14 protein-coding genes are annotated in these 18,659 nt (G+C 39.6%); 4 read left to right on the plus strand and 10 right to left on the minus strand.

Going from position 1 to position 18,659, the window contains the following annotated elements; translation table 11 throughout:
* Position 1: 1 nt before the first annotated feature.
* Genes MNY66_RS07965 through tssB form a run of 5 tightly spaced genes read right to left on the minus strand, consistent with a single transcriptional unit; the run spans position 2 to position 5,812 of the window.
* Positions 2-1,738, minus strand: a complete 1,737-nt coding sequence (locus MNY66_RS07965) for an OmpA family protein (RefSeq protein ID WP_241501848.1) — start codon at positions 1,736-1,738, stop codon at positions 2-4.
* Entirely contained in the window at positions 1,738-2,400 is a 663-nt protein-coding gene (gene tssL / locus MNY66_RS07970; RefSeq protein ID WP_241501849.1) for a type VI secretion system protein TssL, short form, read from the minus strand. Before tssL ends, MNY66_RS07965 begins: the two co-directional genes overlap by 1 nt.
* Entirely contained in the window at positions 2,397-3,734 is a 1,338-nt protein-coding gene (gene tssK, locus MNY66_RS07975; RefSeq protein ID WP_241501850.1) for a type VI secretion system baseplate subunit TssK, read from the minus strand. The genes tssL and tssK overlap by 4 nt, the downstream gene beginning before the upstream one ends.
* A gap of 12 nt (positions 3,735-3,746) precedes the next feature.
* Complete coding sequence (gene tssC / locus MNY66_RS07980; protein ID WP_156170946.1) at positions 3,747-5,294, minus strand: type VI secretion system contractile sheath large subunit; 1,548 nt, start codon at positions 5,292-5,294, stop codon at positions 3,747-3,749.
* Between the two features lie 20 nt (positions 5,295-5,314).
* Positions 5,315-5,812, minus strand: coding sequence for a type VI secretion system contractile sheath small subunit (gene tssB / locus MNY66_RS07985; RefSeq protein ID WP_241500627.1), 498 nt, complete (start codon positions 5,810-5,812; stop codon positions 5,315-5,317).
* Between the two features lie 681 nt (positions 5,813-6,493).
* On the opposite strand from tssB, the gene MNY66_RS07990 reads away from it, so the two are divergent.
* On the plus strand, positions 6,494-7,363 hold the full coding sequence (locus MNY66_RS07990) for a hypothetical protein (RefSeq protein WP_241500628.1): 870 nt from the start codon (positions 6,494-6,496) through the stop codon (positions 7,361-7,363).
* A gap of 126 nt (positions 7,364-7,489) precedes the next feature.
* On the opposite strand, the gene MNY66_RS07995 is transcribed toward MNY66_RS07990, so the two are convergent.
* The 3 genes from MNY66_RS07995 to ydgH all read right to left on the minus strand — a co-directional run bounded on the left by MNY66_RS07995 (position 7,490) and on the right by ydgH (position 11,592).
* On the minus strand, positions 7,490-8,731 hold the full coding sequence (locus MNY66_RS07995) for an Hsp70 family protein (protein WP_047254612.1): 1,242 nt from the start codon (positions 8,729-8,731) through the stop codon (positions 7,490-7,492).
* A gap of 89 nt (positions 8,732-8,820) precedes the next feature.
* Entirely contained in the window at positions 8,821-10,167 is a 1,347-nt protein-coding gene (locus MNY66_RS08000; RefSeq protein WP_414738762.1) for a basic amino acid/polyamine antiporter, read from the minus strand.
* Positions 10,168-10,641: 474 nt separating this feature from the next.
* Positions 10,642-11,592, minus strand: coding sequence for a DUF1471 family protein YdgH (ydgH, locus tag MNY66_RS08005; RefSeq protein WP_047254610.1), 951 nt, complete (start codon positions 11,590-11,592; stop codon positions 10,642-10,644).
* Between the two features lie 386 nt (positions 11,593-11,978).
* Here ydgH and pntA point away from each other — a divergent pair, with 386 nt between their 5' ends.
* Positions 11,979-13,511 carry a Re/Si-specific NAD(P)(+) transhydrogenase subunit alpha gene (gene pntA, locus MNY66_RS08010; RefSeq protein ID WP_241500629.1) on the plus strand — a complete coding sequence of 511 codons (1,533 nt, stop codon included), beginning with the start codon at positions 11,979-11,981 and terminating at the stop codon, positions 13,509-13,511.
* 10 nt (positions 13,512-13,521) lie between these two features.
* On the plus strand, positions 13,522-14,910 hold the full coding sequence (gene pntB, locus MNY66_RS08015) for a Re/Si-specific NAD(P)(+) transhydrogenase subunit beta (RefSeq protein WP_047254608.1): 1,389 nt from the start codon (positions 13,522-13,524) through the stop codon (positions 14,908-14,910).
* A 131-nt stretch (positions 14,911-15,041) separates the two neighbouring features.
* Here the strand turns inward: pntB and uspE are convergent, their stop codons facing one another.
* Together uspE and MNY66_RS08025 are read right to left on the minus strand one after the other, a co-directional pair.
* Positions 15,042-15,986, minus strand: coding sequence for a universal stress protein UspE (gene uspE, locus MNY66_RS08020; protein WP_047254607.1), 945 nt, complete (start codon positions 15,984-15,986; stop codon positions 15,042-15,044).
* A 350-nt stretch (positions 15,987-16,336) separates the two neighbouring features.
* Positions 16,337-17,092, minus strand: coding sequence for an FNR family transcription factor (locus MNY66_RS08025; RefSeq protein ID WP_047254606.1), 756 nt, complete (start codon positions 17,090-17,092; stop codon positions 16,337-16,339).
* 497 nt (positions 17,093-17,589) lie between these two features.
* Between MNY66_RS08025 and MNY66_RS08030 the strand changes: the two genes are divergently transcribed.
* Positions 17,590-18,615, plus strand: coding sequence for an NAD(P)H-quinone oxidoreductase (locus MNY66_RS08030; protein ID WP_047254840.1), 1,026 nt, complete (start codon positions 17,590-17,592; stop codon positions 18,613-18,615).
* Positions 18,616-18,659: the final 44 nt, after the last annotated feature.

Consider the following 18,659-nt stretch of genomic DNA (forward strand, 5'->3'; position numbering starts at 1 on the left):
ATTACTTCTCCTTCATTGTGGAATGTGTGCCATCGTCCATCGATTGCACGGTTTTATTACTCAAGGCCCGACAAGCATCAGCTTGTGGCATTAAGCGAATTTCAACGCGGCGGTTACGGGCGCGCCCTTCAGTGGTGTCATTATCTGCAATCGGGTGATTTTGTCCGTAGCCTTGTACTGCGAAACAAGTTGGGTCGATGTCACTGGTTTCTATCATCCAGTCACGTACTGATTCTGCCCGTTTTAATGAGATTTTTTGATTAAGTTCAGGGTTACCGGTGTTATCTGTATAGCCTGAAACTACAATTAACCAGCCAGGTTTTGCCTGAATATTGATGAGGGCATTGACTAAAACTTTGGTGGCATTGGTTTTTAAGGTGTACTGCCCGACATCAAACAGCGCTAAGCTATCCAGCGAGATCATTTGCGGCGCCTGTTGAATAATGACCGGTGCAGGTGTTGGGGAGGATGGTGGTGCCCAACTGCTCAACAATGTTTGCAAATAAGGGAGGAGATAACTGCCTTGATAGAGAGCCAGTGAATAAGCTGTCGGGATACCTTCGCGTTCCCAACGCGCCAGTTCTGCGGCATCATTTTGTAATTGTCGATAGCTGGTTTCTTTCGGCAATAACGGGCTATCCGGTAAATGCAAGAAACGGGCAGCATCTTCTCCAATATGACGGATAAGTTGTCGATTATGTTGATAGCTACCACAGAGTGCTCCAACTAAAAAAATACCAAAAATCAATCCAATAATACCGATTAAACGCTCACGTTGACTTAGGCTCACATCGTGATTTAGGCGGCGCAGAAGAACGTCAGGAAGTGGCAGTAAATGACTAGTTTGCGCTGTTTCTATAAGCGGCAATCCGGTCTTAGTTTCAATATATTGTTGCCAAATATTGTTTAGTTGACGATTAACGGATGACCACTGTATAGCCCAAGCAGATGGCGTTAATATCGGGGCTCCCGTTTGTGCTGTGGTTAACATAGGGACAAAAATGGTGTTTAACCAGTCCAATAAGGCATCAAACCAGAGTGAATTTTGTAGGATTTGTTGATGATTAAATTGTGGAGAGTCTGACCAGACAGAAAATGGCTTAGCCGTTGTACCTTCTTGTTCAACTACAAATTCTGGTTGATGTTTTAACAGAGTAAACCATGGGCTATCTTGATTATCGTTCAGAAAATCTTGATCTAAAATATCCGAATTTGAAAGATACACGCTAACCCAAAATGGAAGGTTATGGTTTATTTTTAAACGGCTTTCTCCAATCGCTCTACGCCAATCGAGAACGTCTTGAGCTAATGTTTCGGTCTGTATTATTTGTTCCGGCAAGACGGCATATAAAATAGATAACCGGCTAAATAATGAAGGTACATACTCAGCAATTGTTTGCACATAATGTGTTAGCTCTGAGGGGGTATGGATTGGAAGATACCAGCCAAGTGCAGTTTCTCGTCGAGATTGCTGCTCGGCGAAAAGTGCCGCTGATTGACCACAAACGAGCACAATTGCCCCTTGATAATCTTGCGGCGGTAGAGCATCGATAAAATGGGTATCTATAGTGTGTAATTGTTGTTTGCGATACCAAAAGAGAAATACACCGGTTATTACGATAACTAACAGTGTTATAAAGATCGAAATAGTGCGTCCTAATGACCAAAATTCCCACAATAGCCACAAGAATAATCCTGCAGAAAATAGGGTGATCAGCGGTTTTATCGATTTACGCATTACTGTCCTTGAATCATCCATGATTGCAGCAAATGCTCTAGTGAAGCAGAAAATCCCCACCAAAGGGCGACTAAAAGGAGGATTCCCCCCAGCCAACCCAACATATAGAGCCGACGACGGCTAAAACGCAATTGGGGTTTTACAACGAGCGGCAGCGCTGATGAAAGCGTAATTGATGGAAGTAAGGCATCTAGCTGCGCCACAATACGCTCGCGTTCAGGATCATTTAGACGGCGAAATTTCCCAACAAAACCAAGAGTAAGAACACGATGAAAACAAAGCAGCACTTCTTGGTTAGGATTTGTTTCCTTAAGTACCGTATTTACCCGATCCCACAGCTTATCACCGGCTTCTAGCGTATTAAAATAACGGGCTTGAAGCGGGGATTGCAGCCAAGTTTGATAGCCATCATCAGGAGAAGGACGGTTCATTATACTTTCATCTATTAACGCGCATTGAGCATATTGCATATGATCAATCGCGCGCTCGTCATAACCTTGTTGCTGTAAATTTTGTCGGGTTTTATCGATAAGCTCACAAACTTTGCGGTAAAAAACATTGCCATTTGAAATCGGCGAGCCTTGGCGTAATTGACAAACCATCAGCCAAGTATCCGCAAAAATAGCATCAATCGAGGATGAAGTGTGGGGATGATTGTTCATGAGCGTAATACCGCAAACAGTTCAAGTTGAATTTCTCCCAAGGTACTCGGGACATAAAATGCACACCGTCCAGTATCTAGCATGGCAGCACCGGCTGGGTTATTAATATCAAGTACAAAGTATTGATTTTCCAGCCGTAATGGGAGAGCTGTTGGTACATGTGTCAGCGCACGTAGCGGGATACCATTGAGTGCGACATTCACAACATCGGCGACATCATCGGTACTTCCTGCTTTACACAGCAAGGGAAATTGGGTGGCCAGTAAATGTGTGGGAAGTGAAGAGCGTACGGATAAATAAAAATCTGCATCTTCACGCAAACGACCGTCGTGCAAATCGCCTTTCCAGAACGGTCCTTCTTTGCGTAAATCAATAGTGACAATACGTGAAGGCAGGCTAGCTTCAAGTAAGGTATTGAGTAAAGCAAATAACGGAGGAAATACCTGTTCAGGCTTGTCGTGCTGATAAGCAGGAATATCTTCAATTTGATGGTCGAGTGAGAACGTTAATAAGCTCCCCGCAAGACGAACCAGTTCTCGATATAAACATTCTGGATGTCGATTAAGTGATGCGATGAATTCATTGAGTACCGGCTCTGCACTATTCAGTGAATTCAATAACCAAAATAAAGAAACATCTGCGACCACAAAGTCAGCCATTTTCTCATTACTTTCACGGCGTAACGCCATTAATCTGCGGCGTTTTGCAACTAAACGATGCATAAACTCGCTCAAAAGTGAGACAAGAGCAGGGCTTCCTTGGCAAGACAGTAAAGGGGGAATAAAGTGCGGATCAAATGTCCATGCCCCTTGCGCATTACGTATTAATTTGGCCACGGGGCAAGTAATATAAGCACTGTTATCATCATGAGCAAAACGCAGACTAACAGCATGACGTAGCACCGCAATATCGGTTTGTTCATGACCAACAAGGTCTTGTACTTTTATCCACTCTTGATAAAAACGGCGAGGCCTTTCTGTGCCACCTTCTGGTACTAAGTTGCCGCCATTAGCCAGTAACAAGGGGAGTGCCAGCACGATATCCAGAGACGAGTGTTCGGCGTATTGGCTTAATTCTCGTACTGAAGGAAGATTATCGGCAAGTGTAGAGTCGATTATTGTTCCATCAGGAAAGCGAACCACCATCCGTTGCATACTTAACCGAGAAATAGTCAATGCGCTTTCATCAAATTCAGTACTGATCACGCCCCACGGGGATGCCAATGTCATATTGGAAACCAAATTGGCTACATGGCTATCCCATTGAGCTTGCTGTTGGAATTGTTGAGGGGCCAAAAAGGCCCCATCCGTCCACAGGGGTCGGTAGATTTTCATCCGTAATAACCTTTAGGCTTTCGCTTTTGGCATTTGTGAAACTAAGGATAAATCCACATCCATACCTTCAACTTGGAAGTGGGGAACCGCATAAAGTCTGACGCGGAAAAAGCCTGGATTATCCTCAATATCCTCAACGACGACTTTGGCATCGCGCAGTGGATGTGAAGCCTGTAAATCATCACCCGGATCGGTCATTTCGGTAACCAGACCACGCACCCAGTTATTCAGTTCCAGCTCTAGCAGGCGTCTATCTTTGGTGGTGCCGATGTTTTCACGTTGGATTAATTTCAAATAGTGGGCGATACGTGACAGCAGGAAAATATACGGAAGACGTGAGTTAATACGACTATTGGCAGTGGCATCTGCCGTATCATACAGAGCCGGTTTTTGTGCTGAGTTAGCAGAGAAAAAGCACGAGTAATCCCGGTTTTTATAATAAGACAATGGAATGAATCCAAGATTAGCAAATTCAAATTCACGGGTTTCTGGGATCATCACTTCAGAAGGGATTTTAACTTGGCTACCTGTGCCTAAATCGAACAGATGGATAGGGAGATCTTTTACTGCACCGCCGGCTTGTGGCCCACGAATTTGTACACACCAGCCGTTGTTGATAAAGCTTTTTACCATATTGGCAGCAAAGGCAAACGAAGCATTGGTCCACAGATATTTTTCGTGATCTGGGCCTTTAACTTCTTCGACATAATTGAAACTACGTACCGGAACAGTATCAGGACCATACGGTAGGCGACCCAGTACTCTGGGCATAGTTAGCCCAATATAGCGTGCATCATCGGAGTCACGGAACGCTTTCCATTTTAAATATTCGGCACGATCAAAATAGTTACCAATATCTTTGATTGCCGCTACTTCCTCCATGGTATCTTTGCCAAAGAATTTAGGGCCGACAGAACCGATAAATGGCATATGAGCTGAGGCAGAGACTTTGGAAATACAACGAAGTAGGGCAATATCTTGCGGACTACGATCAAACTCATAATCCGATATCATGGCGGCAATAGGTTCGCCACCTGGGGTATCATATTCAGCAATATAGGTATGATGATAGAGGCCGCTTTGAATAATCTCAGGGCTATCTTCAAAATCTTGGCGTAAATCGTCTTTAGTGACGTCTAACAGTTCAATTTTAACATTTTGGCGAAAATCGGTACGGTCAACTAAGAATTTTAATCCACGCCAAGTAGATTCAATTTGTTGGAACTCAGGATGGTGCATGACTTCATCCAGTTGCTGACTAATTTGTTTATCTAGTTCAGCAATATGGTGATCAAGTAAATTACGGTCTAGGCGTTCAACTTTTTGCCCTGATGATTTAAGCCGATCGAGGAAAACCTGAACAGCAACAGTTACACGTTCATCGGCAGATGCATCAGCTAAAACTGCGTTATCTTGAAATGCGTTAATATCGCTTACTTCTGTAACGGGAGTAAGATTAATTTTTTCGAACAATGAAGCGTAAACACCTTGAAAAGGTGTTTCATCCAGTACGGTAGTCTGTGTATTTGTAGTTAATTCATTATTTACTGACATCAGCATGATCCTGTGTTAAATCCAAATTAGTCTTTTTTGGGGGCCAGTTGGGCCAATTCTTCGCGAAGTTCGTCACTGAGTGCAGGATCTTTCAGAATATTTTCCAACTCACGACGAAAGGTTACGTTATCGAGAAGATTAGATTTGAGGTCACGTAAAAGATTACGCATAGCTAACATCGCGCGAAGTTGTGGAATTTGGCGAGCAACTTGTTCTGGCTCGAAATCGTTCATATTTTTGAATGCCAATGAGACGATCTCTTCGCTTCCTTCGTTAGCCAGCGTATTTTTAACGGACAGATTAATTGAGGGGGAAAACTCAGCTAGCACACTATCAAAGTTATTTTTGTTAATGTTTATTTTCTCACGCTCAGATAGCGCACGATTATCTTGCCCATGGCTATAATCGCCGACCGCTAATAATTTTAAGGGTAACTCAACTTTTTTCTGCGCTCCGCCCGTGTGCAAGTCTAATTTTATATTAACCCGTGCTTTAGGGACTTCATTTTGGAAGCTATCTGACATGAGAGGTATTCCTTAGCTTATCTTCTGTTATTTGAGGTTTTTTTGTTATTTAAAGTTGATTATTGGTAAATGGTTGCAATTTAATTATAGATATTTACCTTAGTGATCGCTTGTTAGTTATATGGCAGAATCATCAATAAATCAACTTTTCTTATTGATTCTTTGGGTGGGGTAAAAGCAAATACATTGCTTTAATTATTTTCGCATGTGGTTATTTGAATGCATTTAATTGTTTTTAAATGACTTTATATATTATTTTGATATGTGGTCATAGATGTGTAACAAAATATTTCCTTTTATTAATATGGAAATACATTAATTTTTTACTCTATTTAGTTGTGAAATGATGCAAGAAAACTCAGATACTAGGGCATCAGATAAGCTCAGCTTTTAACCTATCGATGTTGTTTCTAGTAGATTGATTGTTTTTTAAGTCATCGCAATACCGTCAAGTGTCACGATGTTTTGAGGGCTTATTTGTATTTAATTTTTAGCTGGGAATATGCAGAGATTGAAATATAGACATTAAATTATTAGTTATTACTTCGCGTTTAAGATAAGAAGGATATATTATTATAAAATAGTTTATTTATTGTTTTATTTATTATTTTATTTAACTACTAGTCATATAGAGACCGTCTTTTTTGGTGGGATTTTTCATGATTTTTTAATGGAGGGGAAATGAAGCATATATATTTTAGAATGCTATTTTTAATAATTACTACATCGGGTTCTTCCATGGCGGAAGATTTGAAGACTGGCTACAATAAGCTGCTTGCGCTTTCGTTGACTGATGATATCAGCGCTTCAAAATTAAAGTCTGATGGACTTAGTTATGAAAAATATTCATTACCTTATAATTTTAACGAACTTTATGTTAATGGTGATTATTCCTTTTCTGTACAATTACGAGGTAATTATCTTAAAGTAAAATCCTCATCATTTCATATTGAAAATGTAGGTAGTTTACATGCTAGGTGGGATATTTTTAGTATAACAACTTCACCAAAGGTTACTTATAAAATAAACGATAATTTTAGTTTTGAAAATGAACTGGAATTTGGGTATGCCAATATGAAGAATAATTCTTCATTTCATGGTGATTTTCAAATGAAAGAATCATTACGTGAAGAGAAACTATTAGATTGGGACATTAACTCATTTCATATAACCCCAAAAGTTGGAATAAAAAACACCTTTAAGTTAAATAATAATGATGAAATAAATTCATTTGGACGTATATCATATATGTTTGCTAATGGATTTAGAGATAAAAATAACACCGGAACATGGGCACTTGGTAGTGAGTATGTCATGACGGATTTATTTAAATTAAATGAAAAGAATTTCAATCTGATTTTATCAGATAGTATTGGTGGGTTTTATGGCAAGAATTATAGGGAATTATCATTTGGTGTTATAAACAATATATCACTTTCTTTAGAAGCACCAATTGATTTTTATGATGATCAATTAAAAATCAAAATGGGCGTTGGATACCTATTAGGTGATAATGCACATGGTATAACTTTTATATTAGAAATTAGATAGCCTTAGCAAGCCAATTATGATTTTTTAGTTATCTATTTATTAAGACAGACAGCATTTATTTTTATTATGCTATCTGTGTTGTATTTAGGGGGATTGGACAAAGATACGTACTAGAATAGGTACTTATTATACCGGTAATATTTCAGCAGCACGTAGCATTAGCCCTTTGGCTACAGCATTAAAGGTATCGTGCTGAATAATTTTTTGTCGGTCAAACTTTTGATATAAAATGTTTTTTAATGCGGGAACCAGTGTAGACCCCCCAGTACAGACAATATAATCAATTTGCTCGGGATTAACTGCTAACGTAGACAATAGCGAATCAATTGAGGCGGAAATCTTCTCGAGAATTTTACTCAATGCATTATTTAAATCTGCCTGAGAAACTTGTAATTCTAAATTATTCTCTACAAAGTCTAAATCTATGATGGTGTTTTCTACTGAAGATAAAGTCACTTTAGCATTTTGTACTTGTTTCAATACATTATGTCCGAGACGTTGATTAAGTACCTTTATTAATCTTTCTAGTGCGGTATTGTCTTCGACTTGTAAAGCAATTTGTTTAATATCATTGATATTTTTGAATTTATACTGTTCATAAATCGAACGCCAACAAGACATGTCGTAGAAAAAATGATTAGGGATCGTAATATTTGGATTTCGTTTAAGCTTACTACCTCGGCCCAATAAAGGCATCACGCTGTACATACTGAAATCTTTATCAAAATCATCACCGCCTAAATGAACCCCTACAGTTTCAATCGGTAGTTTTTTACCGGCGCTAAAATCGTCACTATTGAATAAGCAAAAATCACTGGTTCCACCACCAATATCGACGGTTAAAATAGTGGTATTTTCTTTAGTGTGATGACTCAAAAAGGAATAGGTCGCTGCAATAGGCTCTAATTCAAATTCTACTAGTTCAAACCCCGTACGCTGAAAAATACCTTTAAGATCGGCTTGAGCTTTAGCATCAGCTACGGGATCTTGATCAATAAAGAATACTGGACGACCAGCAAGCACCGCGGTTAAAGAGTAACCAATGTCTTTTTCTACGGTCTCTTTGATGAAACTAATATACGAAGTAATGATTTCTTCAAAAGGAATTAATTGCCCATGGATCATGGTGCTTGAATCATAGATTTTTTTGCCCAGCAGCGATTTAAACGAAGTAAATAGTCGTCCGGGGATCAAATCGTAATAACTGGCTAGTGCTTCATCACCGAACAACGTGGATTTAGTCTCAAACTCAAAGAAAATCGCACTGGGAAATGAATAACAAACCACTTCACCAACAGAGTTTTTCACTGCTACACTAGTATTACTGGTTCCAAAATCGAATCCACATACGGCTTTTGACGATAACATTCAAATTTTCCTCTGAGTTTTGCGTGAGTCTATAATGGATTATTCGACAACTCACAAAATCTGTTCTTTATTGCTATTTATTATTGAAATTAATTAATTAAATACCACAGGGCAGGGAGCGAGCCCGCCAGTAATAGATAGAGTGCTATTTTCTCAGCTGTTAATAATAATTTTTTTTGTTCAGATTGTTGTTGGCTACGGGCATATAGAAATACAAGCAATCCAGGCGCATATAACACAACGGATAAGAGCAAATTCATTATACCAGAAGCATAAAGAAGCCATATTCCGTATAAAGCAGCACAAGCACCAACAAATAATAATGCTTTACTGCTGCGCTCAATGGCCATTTTTACCAGGAATGCACCGACTAAAAAATAAGGGACTAGGATCATCTCAGAAGCAATAGTTAATAAGGTATTATAATTACTCCCGCTAAGCCAAATTAACACTAATGATAATTGTACAGCACCATTAGTTAGCCACAGAGATGATGAAGGGGCATCATTATTATTTTGTTTATTAAATATTTTAGGAAATGATCCATGCAACGCAGCAATATAGGGTACTTCCGCAGCCATAATGGTCCAACTTAAATACGCACCACAGACTGAGACTATTAAGCCTGCAGCAATTACTATTTCGCCAACAGAACCTATCATGCTTACCATCAAAGTAGCCATTGACGGATTTCTTATTTCAGCTAATTCTGCTCGCGGCATAATACCTAATGAAAGCAGAGTCACTAAGATATAAATAATTAATGCCGAAAATACAGCTAAAACAGTGGCTAACCCAACATCACGACGATTACGAGCACGGGCAGAAACGACTACCGCACCTTCAATACCAATGAAAACCCACAACGTAATTAGCATGGTATCTTTAACTTGTTGCCAGACTGGAATACCTAGATCAAGCCCTGAGAAATCAGCATGGAAGGTATCCCATTTGAAGGCGATAAAGGCTAAAACAATAAATAAACCAAGCGGAACTAATTTAGCCATGGTGGCTAATTTATTAATTCCTGCTGCGGTTTGTACTCCGCGTAAAACTAACCCGTGGACTACCCATAATAATATTGATTCGCCAATCAGTGCTTGCCATGTATTTCCTTCACCTAAAATTATATTTTCTGGCGTATCGGTGAAGAAACTTAAAGCGGCGAAGACAATAACTAGATAGGAAACATTAGCAATAACCGCACATAACCAATAACCCCAGGCAGAACAAAAACCTACTAATTCACCAAATCCGGCTTTAGCATAAGTGAATATGCCACCATCTAGATCTGGACGAATGCGAGAAAGTAACAATAGAGCGAACGCTAAAAATAAAATGCCTATCCCGGTAATTGACCAGCCAATGATTAGCGCTAAAGGACTCGCAACTTCCGCCATATTTTGTGGCAGACTAAAAACACCTGCACCTACCATTGAACTTAAAACTAAGGCGGTTAATGCAGTCAGGCTTAATGTATGCTTCAAAGAGGTGATCCTAACGTATAAAATAATGAAAACAAAAAGTTAATCAATCACTGAGATAGAGCAACTCACTTAACTTATATACCCTAATAATCTGAACTCCAGTAACATAATCAATAATTGCGCCAAATGTTTCATTCAATAGCCCCGAGCTATAAAATGACGCATCATGCTACTGCACGATATTTGATGGGTATAAAGCAATAAACCAGAGAGTTTGGTCATGTCATTAAAAATGAAGAGTGAATTCTACGGATCATACTGGGGATATGCAATGGTAAAATATGCAGAAAAAAGGCTATTTTATGCAATCTATATATAATGAATATTATTACAGCTGATAAATATGATTTAGTACATATTATGGTATAAAAAACGGGTCTAATGTGACCCGTCTTTTATTAATATAATAATGGTATTAATTTATTACTTGAACAGGTCTGCACTGATAGTGACACTGCCACCATTGGATTGCCATTCACGTGTAATATGATAATACTTCGCACCTTTTTTCTCGGCGCGTTTAGCTACCTGATAACGAACTTCTGGCGTCGTGGTATAATAGCCTGAGAAAGTGATTGAATCAAAAGGCACCATTTGTGCTGCTGTGACTTTATTCACTTCTTCAATAGAGTAACCACTTGGCAGAGAAACACTAGTTTTCCCAGAAGATGAGCTCGAAGTTTCAAAGAAATTACCAATCGCTGCTGTAGGCTCAGCAGAAGAGGCAACGCCAGGGATTTTAACTTTTTTAGCGGCTTCGCCACCTTCTGCTAACAATGCCCGACCTTTCTCTGAATCTGCAGGAATAACCGCTTCTTCAGTCAATACTTGGCGTTTAGGCGCATCTTTTTTATAGATATATGCGGTTGCTAACGTATTACCGCCATCATTTTGAGCGATGTTTCTTACTACATAGAATGATGCAGCGCCTTTTTTGCTGGCTTTTTTAGCCAGTGCTTCATACAAATCGGGTTGAGCAGGGTAAAAACCATTTACGGTTACCGTATCAAAAGGTTCATACTGAGTCGCTTGCTCTTTAGTGAACTCTTGCATTCCTGCAAATACACGCAATTTTTCACTTGATGCTTTTTCGGCTTCTTTAGAATACAGGTCTGCTACAACACGCAGGTTACCGCTATCACCAACATCATCCAAACTTTGGATATAAAACGCGTGAGCACCTACTTTATCTGCTCGACGAGATACAGCATCTGCAGCCTCATAAATCGCATTAAAACGGCCAGTTACGGTAATCCGCTCATACGGTTTAAATTCGGCAGCCTGCTCAGGCGTAAGTTCCACAGCTGCTTGTGCAGCAGTAATGCTAGTTAATGATAACACCGCGGCAGCGATGACCGTCGTTTTCAGCTTCATACAAAATCCTTCCGCCTTGCGCAATTTATTATAAACGTGCTGAATCATATTTGTACCACATAGCCGCTAATTATTACACGTTCTAAACACTCTTGTCCCATGATTTTATTTTCACTAGTAAAAAAAACGTTACTTGGTAGTGATATTTACCAAAATATTTCACATATCTAGTATTTTATTGACTTAAAACTAAGATTTTTGCCATTAATTCAATTTACTGTCATATAACTGCGATCAATTATGGATCATTAGACGTATTTTCAGTAGGTTATTAGAACACTGATAAGATGTTTTGTTTGAAAATAGGAATATTCCAATCAGGAATCGATTTATTCTCAAACTATGAAATAATTGAAAAATTACTTAAGGCTTTAAAAGGGAACATTATGCGTATTGGTATACCAAAAGAAAGATTTGCCAATGAAGCTCGTGTTGCTGCCACGCCATCAACAGTAAGCCAATTGTTAAAACTTGGTTTTACTGTGTCTGTAGAAAGTGGGGCAGGACATCTGGCAAGTTTTGAAGATGCTGCGTATGAACAAGCAGGTGCGGAAATAGTCAGTCGCGAGGTGGCATTAGATGCTGACCTTATTCTTAAAGTCAATGCGCCTGAAACAGACGAAATTGAACTTATTAAACCAGGGGCAACGTTGGTTAGTTTTATTTGGCCAGCACAAAACCCTCAATTACTTGAAGCATTAAAAGCGCGCAATATTAATACCTTAGCTATGGATTCGGTTCCACGTATTTCCCGAGCTCAATCATTGGATGCATTAAGTTCAATGGCTAATATTGCTGGATATCGCGCTATTGTTGAAGCGGCTCATGAATTTGGACGTTTTTTTACTGGGCAAATCACCGCGGCGGGTAAAGTGCCACCTGCCAAAGTTATGGTGATCGGTGCTGGCGTTGCTGGCCTTGCTGCTATAGGTGCTGCCGGTAGTTTAGGCGCGATCGTTCGTGCGTTTGATACTCGCCCTGAAGTTAAAGAGCAAGTGCAAAGTATGGGCGCTGAATTCCTTGAACTTGATTTTAAAGAAGAAGCAGGAAGCGGTGACGGTTACGCTAAGGTGATGTCTGAGGCCTTCATTAAAGCTGAGATGGAATTATTTGCAGCTCAAGCGAAAGACGTAGATATTATCGTCACTACGGCGCTGATTCCTGGTAAGCCGGCACCAAAATTAATTACTGAAGATATGATTTTATCGATGAAACCAGGCAGTGTTATCGTCGATTTAGCCGCTCAGACAGGCGGGAACTGTGCATTAACTCAGGCTGATAAATTGGTTGTAACAGACAACGGGGTTAAAATCATCGGTTATACTGATTTACCAAGTCGTTTACCGACTCAATCGTCTCAATTGTACGGGACTAACTTGGTCAATTTACTGAAGTTATTGTGCAAAGAAAAAAATGGCGAGATAAGTCTTGATTTTGATGATGTAGTTATCCGCGGTGTAACTGTGGTCAAAGAAGGTGAGGTTACTTGGCCTGCACCACCAATCCAAGTTTCTGCTCAGCCACAAGCTAAAGCACAACCTGCACCAGCTGCGGCTAAAGTAGAGAAACCAAAAAAATCACCGGTAATTAAATATGGGTTTATGGCGTTAGCGATTATTTTATTCAGTTGGTTTGCGAATGCCGCACCTAAAGAATTTTTATCACACTTTACCGTGTTCGCTCTGGCCTGTGTGGTGGGTTATTACGTAGTCTGGAATGTTTCTCATGCACTACATACCCCGTTAATGTCCGTCACAAATGCAATTTCTGGTATTATTGTTATTGGGGCGGTATTACAAATTGGCAGTGGTGGTTGGGTGAGTTTCTTCTCCTTTATCGCTATTTTAATCGCCAGTATTAATATCTTTGGCGGTTTTACCGTCACACAACGCATGTTAAAAATGTTTCGTAAAGGGTAAGGAGTAACTTATGTCGAGCGGAGTTGTTACAGCGGCATATATTGTTGCTGCTATCCTATTTATATTTAGTCTGGCGGGTTTATCGCGTCATGAAAGTTCACAGCGTGGTAATACCTTTGGTGTTATTGGGATGGCGATTGCATTAATTGCGACTATTCTCGGACCAAACAGCGAAAATATTAGCTGGATGATTATCGCCATGGTTATTGGTGCGGTGATCGGTATTCGGTTAGCTAAAAAAGTTGAAATGACCGAAATGCCAGAACTTGTGGCTATTTTGCACAGTTTTGTCGGTTTAGCGGCCGTTTTGGTCGGTTTTAACAGCTATATGGCCGCTGAAGCATTTGCTGAGCCTATCATGGAAAATATTCATTTAACTGAAGTTTTCTTGGGTATTTTCATCGGTGCAGTAACATTCACGGGTTCAATCGTAGCTTACGGTAAATTGTCAGGAAAAATGACATCTAAGCCATTGATGCTGCCACATCGTCATAAAATCAATTTAGCGGCATTAGTCGTCTCGTTTATTTTGATGCTGATCTTCGTTAAAACTGACAGTGTCGGTCTGCAAGTCTTCACTATGCTGGTTATGACTCTGATTGCCTTAGCTTTCGGTTGGCATTTAGTGGCCTCTATTGGTGGTGCAGATATGCCAGTCGTCGTTTCAATGCTGAACTCTTATTCTGGTTGGGCAGCGGCAGCGGCAGGTTTCATGCTCAGCAATGACCTGTTAATTGTTACTGGGGCGTTAGTCGGTTCATCCGGGGCAATTCTATCTTATATTATGTGTAAGGCGATGAATCGTTCATTCTTTAGCGTAATTGCCGGTGGTTTTGGTACTGATGGCTCATCTGTGGGTAATGCAGAAGAAATGGGTGAATACCGTGAAACCACTGCTGAAGAAGTGGCTGAACTGCTGAAAAATTCAAGTTCAGTTATTATCACCCCAGGCTACGGCATGGCGGTAGCTCAGGCACAATATCCAGTGCATGATATTACGGCTAAATTGCGTGAGCGCGGGATTAAAGTTCGTTTTGGTATTCATCCAGTTGCCGGTCGTTTACCTGGTCACATGAATGTATTATTAGCGGAAGCAAAAGTCCCTTATGATATTGTATTAGAAATGGATGAAATCAATGATGATTTCGCTGATACCGATACCGTATTAGTCATTGGGGCTAATGATACCGTGAACCCAGCAGCGCTTGAAGATCCTAATAGCCCAATTGCGGGTATGCCAGTGCTTGAAGTATGGAAGGCGAACAACGTAATTGTATTTAAACGTTCAATGAATACAGGATACGCTGGGGTACAAAATCCATTGTTCTTTAAAGAAAATAGTCAAATGCTATTTGGTGATGCTAAAGCCAGTGTTGATGCCATTTTAAAGGCATTATGATTACGAACTAACCAATAATAATCGCCGTTATTGAGGTACTATAGTAGTTTGAAGTAACCCCCAGTAGTTGGACAACCAATTACTGGGGGTTTTTTATACTGACTTAATAGACAATTTAAGCCTAATAATGATTATTCATCGTCGCTAGTAATTGGGCAGACGAAACCATCGGGTTTGATAGCCAGTAAATCACATTTTAATTTATCCACCACATGCTCGGCGGTATTGCCTAAAAAGGCAGCGGATAAACCCGTTCTGCCGACAATCCCTAAAACAACCACTCCGGCATTGAGTTCCTCACACATTTCAGGAATAATTTTTTCCGGCAATCCTTCCTGCACATGAGTATATTTTTCATCAATACTAAATTTTTGGCGCAGTTCTTTCATGGCAATCAAATGCTGACCACGTAGTGCATTATTATACAGGCTAGGGTCATAATCAGGCAGTTCGATCGCAATATTGAGCGGCGCTACTGGGTAAGAACTAACAAGATGAATAGTCGGGTCTTTTATGATGCGCTTGGCTAAATCCTGGGTTTTTTCCACCAATTTAATATTTAGCTCATCGTGATAAGATTCCTCATTGGATAGATTAACCGCCACGGCAATCGACCCATGATCAGGCCAAATATTATCTTTGACCATCCACACCGGGCAAGGACATTTACGCAGTAAATTCCAATCAAGCGGCGTAAATATCAGCGATTCAAATTTATCATATTGATGCGCCATTTTGAGTAATAAATCATGTTTGCCATTAATCACCTCTTGAATAATTGCTTCTAGGGGTTTGTTATGCCAAATCACTTTGATCTCAATATCTATTCCGGCTTCGAGATAATAGTGTGCTTGCTGTTTTACCCATGCAGCCCGCTGATTAACTACACCTTTACGCATAGCATCACGTTCTTCTGGTGATAGCAGGGTAGTCATATCATAAGACAGATCATAAATAGGAAGAAATGCTTTAATCCGTCCACCATTACGCTGTACGAGATACACAGCACGCCGTAACGCCGGTTGATCATCCTGATTGGGGTCAATCGCAACTAATAAATTTTGATAGTTTGCCATATTGATTTCCTCATAACGGCTGGACAGTTATTGTATAAATATCGTCGTTATTTTTTGTTGTTACGATGTGGAGTTTACGGCTTAATCGCTAATTAAGGTTATTCCATTAGTCTGAATTAAGCCTCCGTGACAATTTAACTTATATGTCGCTATGATTAAATCTAACACAACAAACTGACGGCATCACCTCTTATCCTGATGAAAATGAGGGATAATGAATTATAATTTATCAAATTTATCGTTTAATTTTGGTGCGATACGGAAGTTATAATCAAAAAAGAGGGCGATAAAAAACTAGGCCATAGAGATAAATGACCTAGTTTTGGCGATAAACAACTAATTAAGTTTATTTATGCAATAGTAGACGGTAGTTTACCCGCGATTTCAGATAATTTTTCCATATCTTCCACCGTGATATATTTGCCTTTAACGCTCAAAATACCGCTTTTTTGGAAACGGCCTAATAAACGACTGATGGTTTCTACGGTTAAACCGAGGTAGTTACCGATATCACCACGGGTCATGGTCAAACGGAATTCGCGAGCAGAAAAACCGCGCTGAGAAAAACGATGTGATAAATTAATAATAAATGCAGCTAAGCGTTCTTCGGCATTCTTCTTTGAAAGCAACAAGATCATCTCTTGGTCGCCTTTAATTTCACCACTCATCAAGCGCATAATCTGTTGACGTAGATTTGGCATTTTCCCTGATAAATCATCCAGTGTCTCAAAAGGAATTTCGCACACCATTGATGTTTCAAGGGCTTGAGCAAAACTTGGATGCTCAGTATTAATTATTGCGTCAAATCCAACTAGATCACCGGCAAGATGAAAACCAGTAATTTGCTCATCGCCTTCTTCAGTGATGGTGTAACTTTTGATCGTGCCAGAACGGATAGCATACAGTGAACGCAATTCATCTCCAGCTTTAAACAGAGTTTGGCCTTTTTGAATCGGTTTTTTGCGTTCAATAATATTATCAAGCTGATCCAGTTCATGTTCATTCAATGTGAATGGAATGCAAAGCTGACTGATGCTGCAATCCTGACAATGAATAGCACAACCACCAGACTGGATGCGACGAACAACTCGTTTTTCTGGGATCATATATAATGCTCATTAAAGTTAAAAATATTGATATGAGTCAATTTTAACATAAGATAAGTAAACTAGTAAGAGCTATTAGAACATCGATTATTAGTGTTGTTTTTATGAGCTGGGTTCATCAGTATATTGTGAGAAACTATTAAGTTATCATCGAGTTAAAGTATCGGTGAAAATCTGTTAGTTAAATAAAAACTCATTGTGAACTCATCTTTATATTTATTTATCTTTTTTATCCTGTTAGTCAATTTTTGATTTAGCACATTATGCAAAGAACCACTAATAATAAACTAAAATCCAATAAGGTTATTGTTATAGGATAAATATTAATTAATTCAAATTAAAAGATATTAGTTATTATTTAAATAATTTATTACTTTCGATAATTATCTCAATAATATGATTAAATAGCTTTATAGTTAATAATATTTTTTATTTTAATTGCAATTGCATACTAAATAAAAAATTGATTGGGTATTCAATCGCCTAGGAGAATTGTGATGAGACAGCCATACCATGACCTGCCGGATTCAATGACAGTTATCGATATCATTGAGCCTGGAGGGCCTGAAAAATTACAGCCTGCCAATGTCATTCTTCCACCCATTACCTCCGGTCATCTATTGGTTAAGGTGGTGGCGGCAGGGGTTAATCGCCCAGATGTGTTTCAGCGTAAAGGCGCATATCCACCGCCACCTGATGCATCCCCGATCCCCGGATTAGAAGTTTCTGGCATCGTAGTAGCAATAGCTGACGATGTTACCGAGTGGGAAATTGGTGATAAAATCTGTGGGTTAGTTGCCGGGGGCGGATATGCTGAATATTGTTTAGTCCATCAAGATATTGCGCTGCCTTTAGGTAATCTTTCATTTATTGAAGCTGCGGCTATCCCTGAGAATTTTTTTACAGTATGGGCCAATATGTTTCAACTCGGGAAGTTACAGGCGGGTGAAACTGTATTAATCCATGGAGGAACATCAGGGATTGGCAGTGTAGCTATAATGCTAGCCAAAGCTTTTGGCGCACAGGTGATTACGACGGTCGGCTCAGCAGAAAAAGTACAAATTGCACAGTCTATTGGCGCAGATCATGCGATTAATTATCATGACGAAGATTTTGTCGCTCGCACCCTAGCTTTAACCCGTGATAAAGGGGTGAACATGGTAATTGACTTGATTGGCGGCGATTATATCGCTAAAAATTATGCGGTGGCCGCGAAGTTTGGACGCATCATTCAAATTGGGATGATGAAAGGTAACCCTCAAAATTTGAATATGATGCCGCTGATGGTCAAACGGCTAACGCATACTGGATCGACGATGCGTTCGCGAAATATTCAGGAAAAATCACAGATAGCTCAACAGATTAAACAGCAAGTCTGGCCGTTAGTTCAGCAAGGTAAAATACAGCCTATTATTAATAAAACCTATCCTTTAGATCAAGCCGCGGATGCGCATCGATTCATGGAATCAGGAGACTTGATCGGTAAGATAGTATTAGTCGTGGATACACATAATGAGCGATAAATGATCTATTACTAAACGGTTAGAGCGTTTGCTAGCTTCCTGTA

It is taken from the genome of Moellerella wisconsensis, from assembly GCF_022592395.1.
Lineage (GTDB): Bacteria > Pseudomonadota > Gammaproteobacteria > Enterobacterales > Enterobacteriaceae > Moellerella > Moellerella wisconsensis.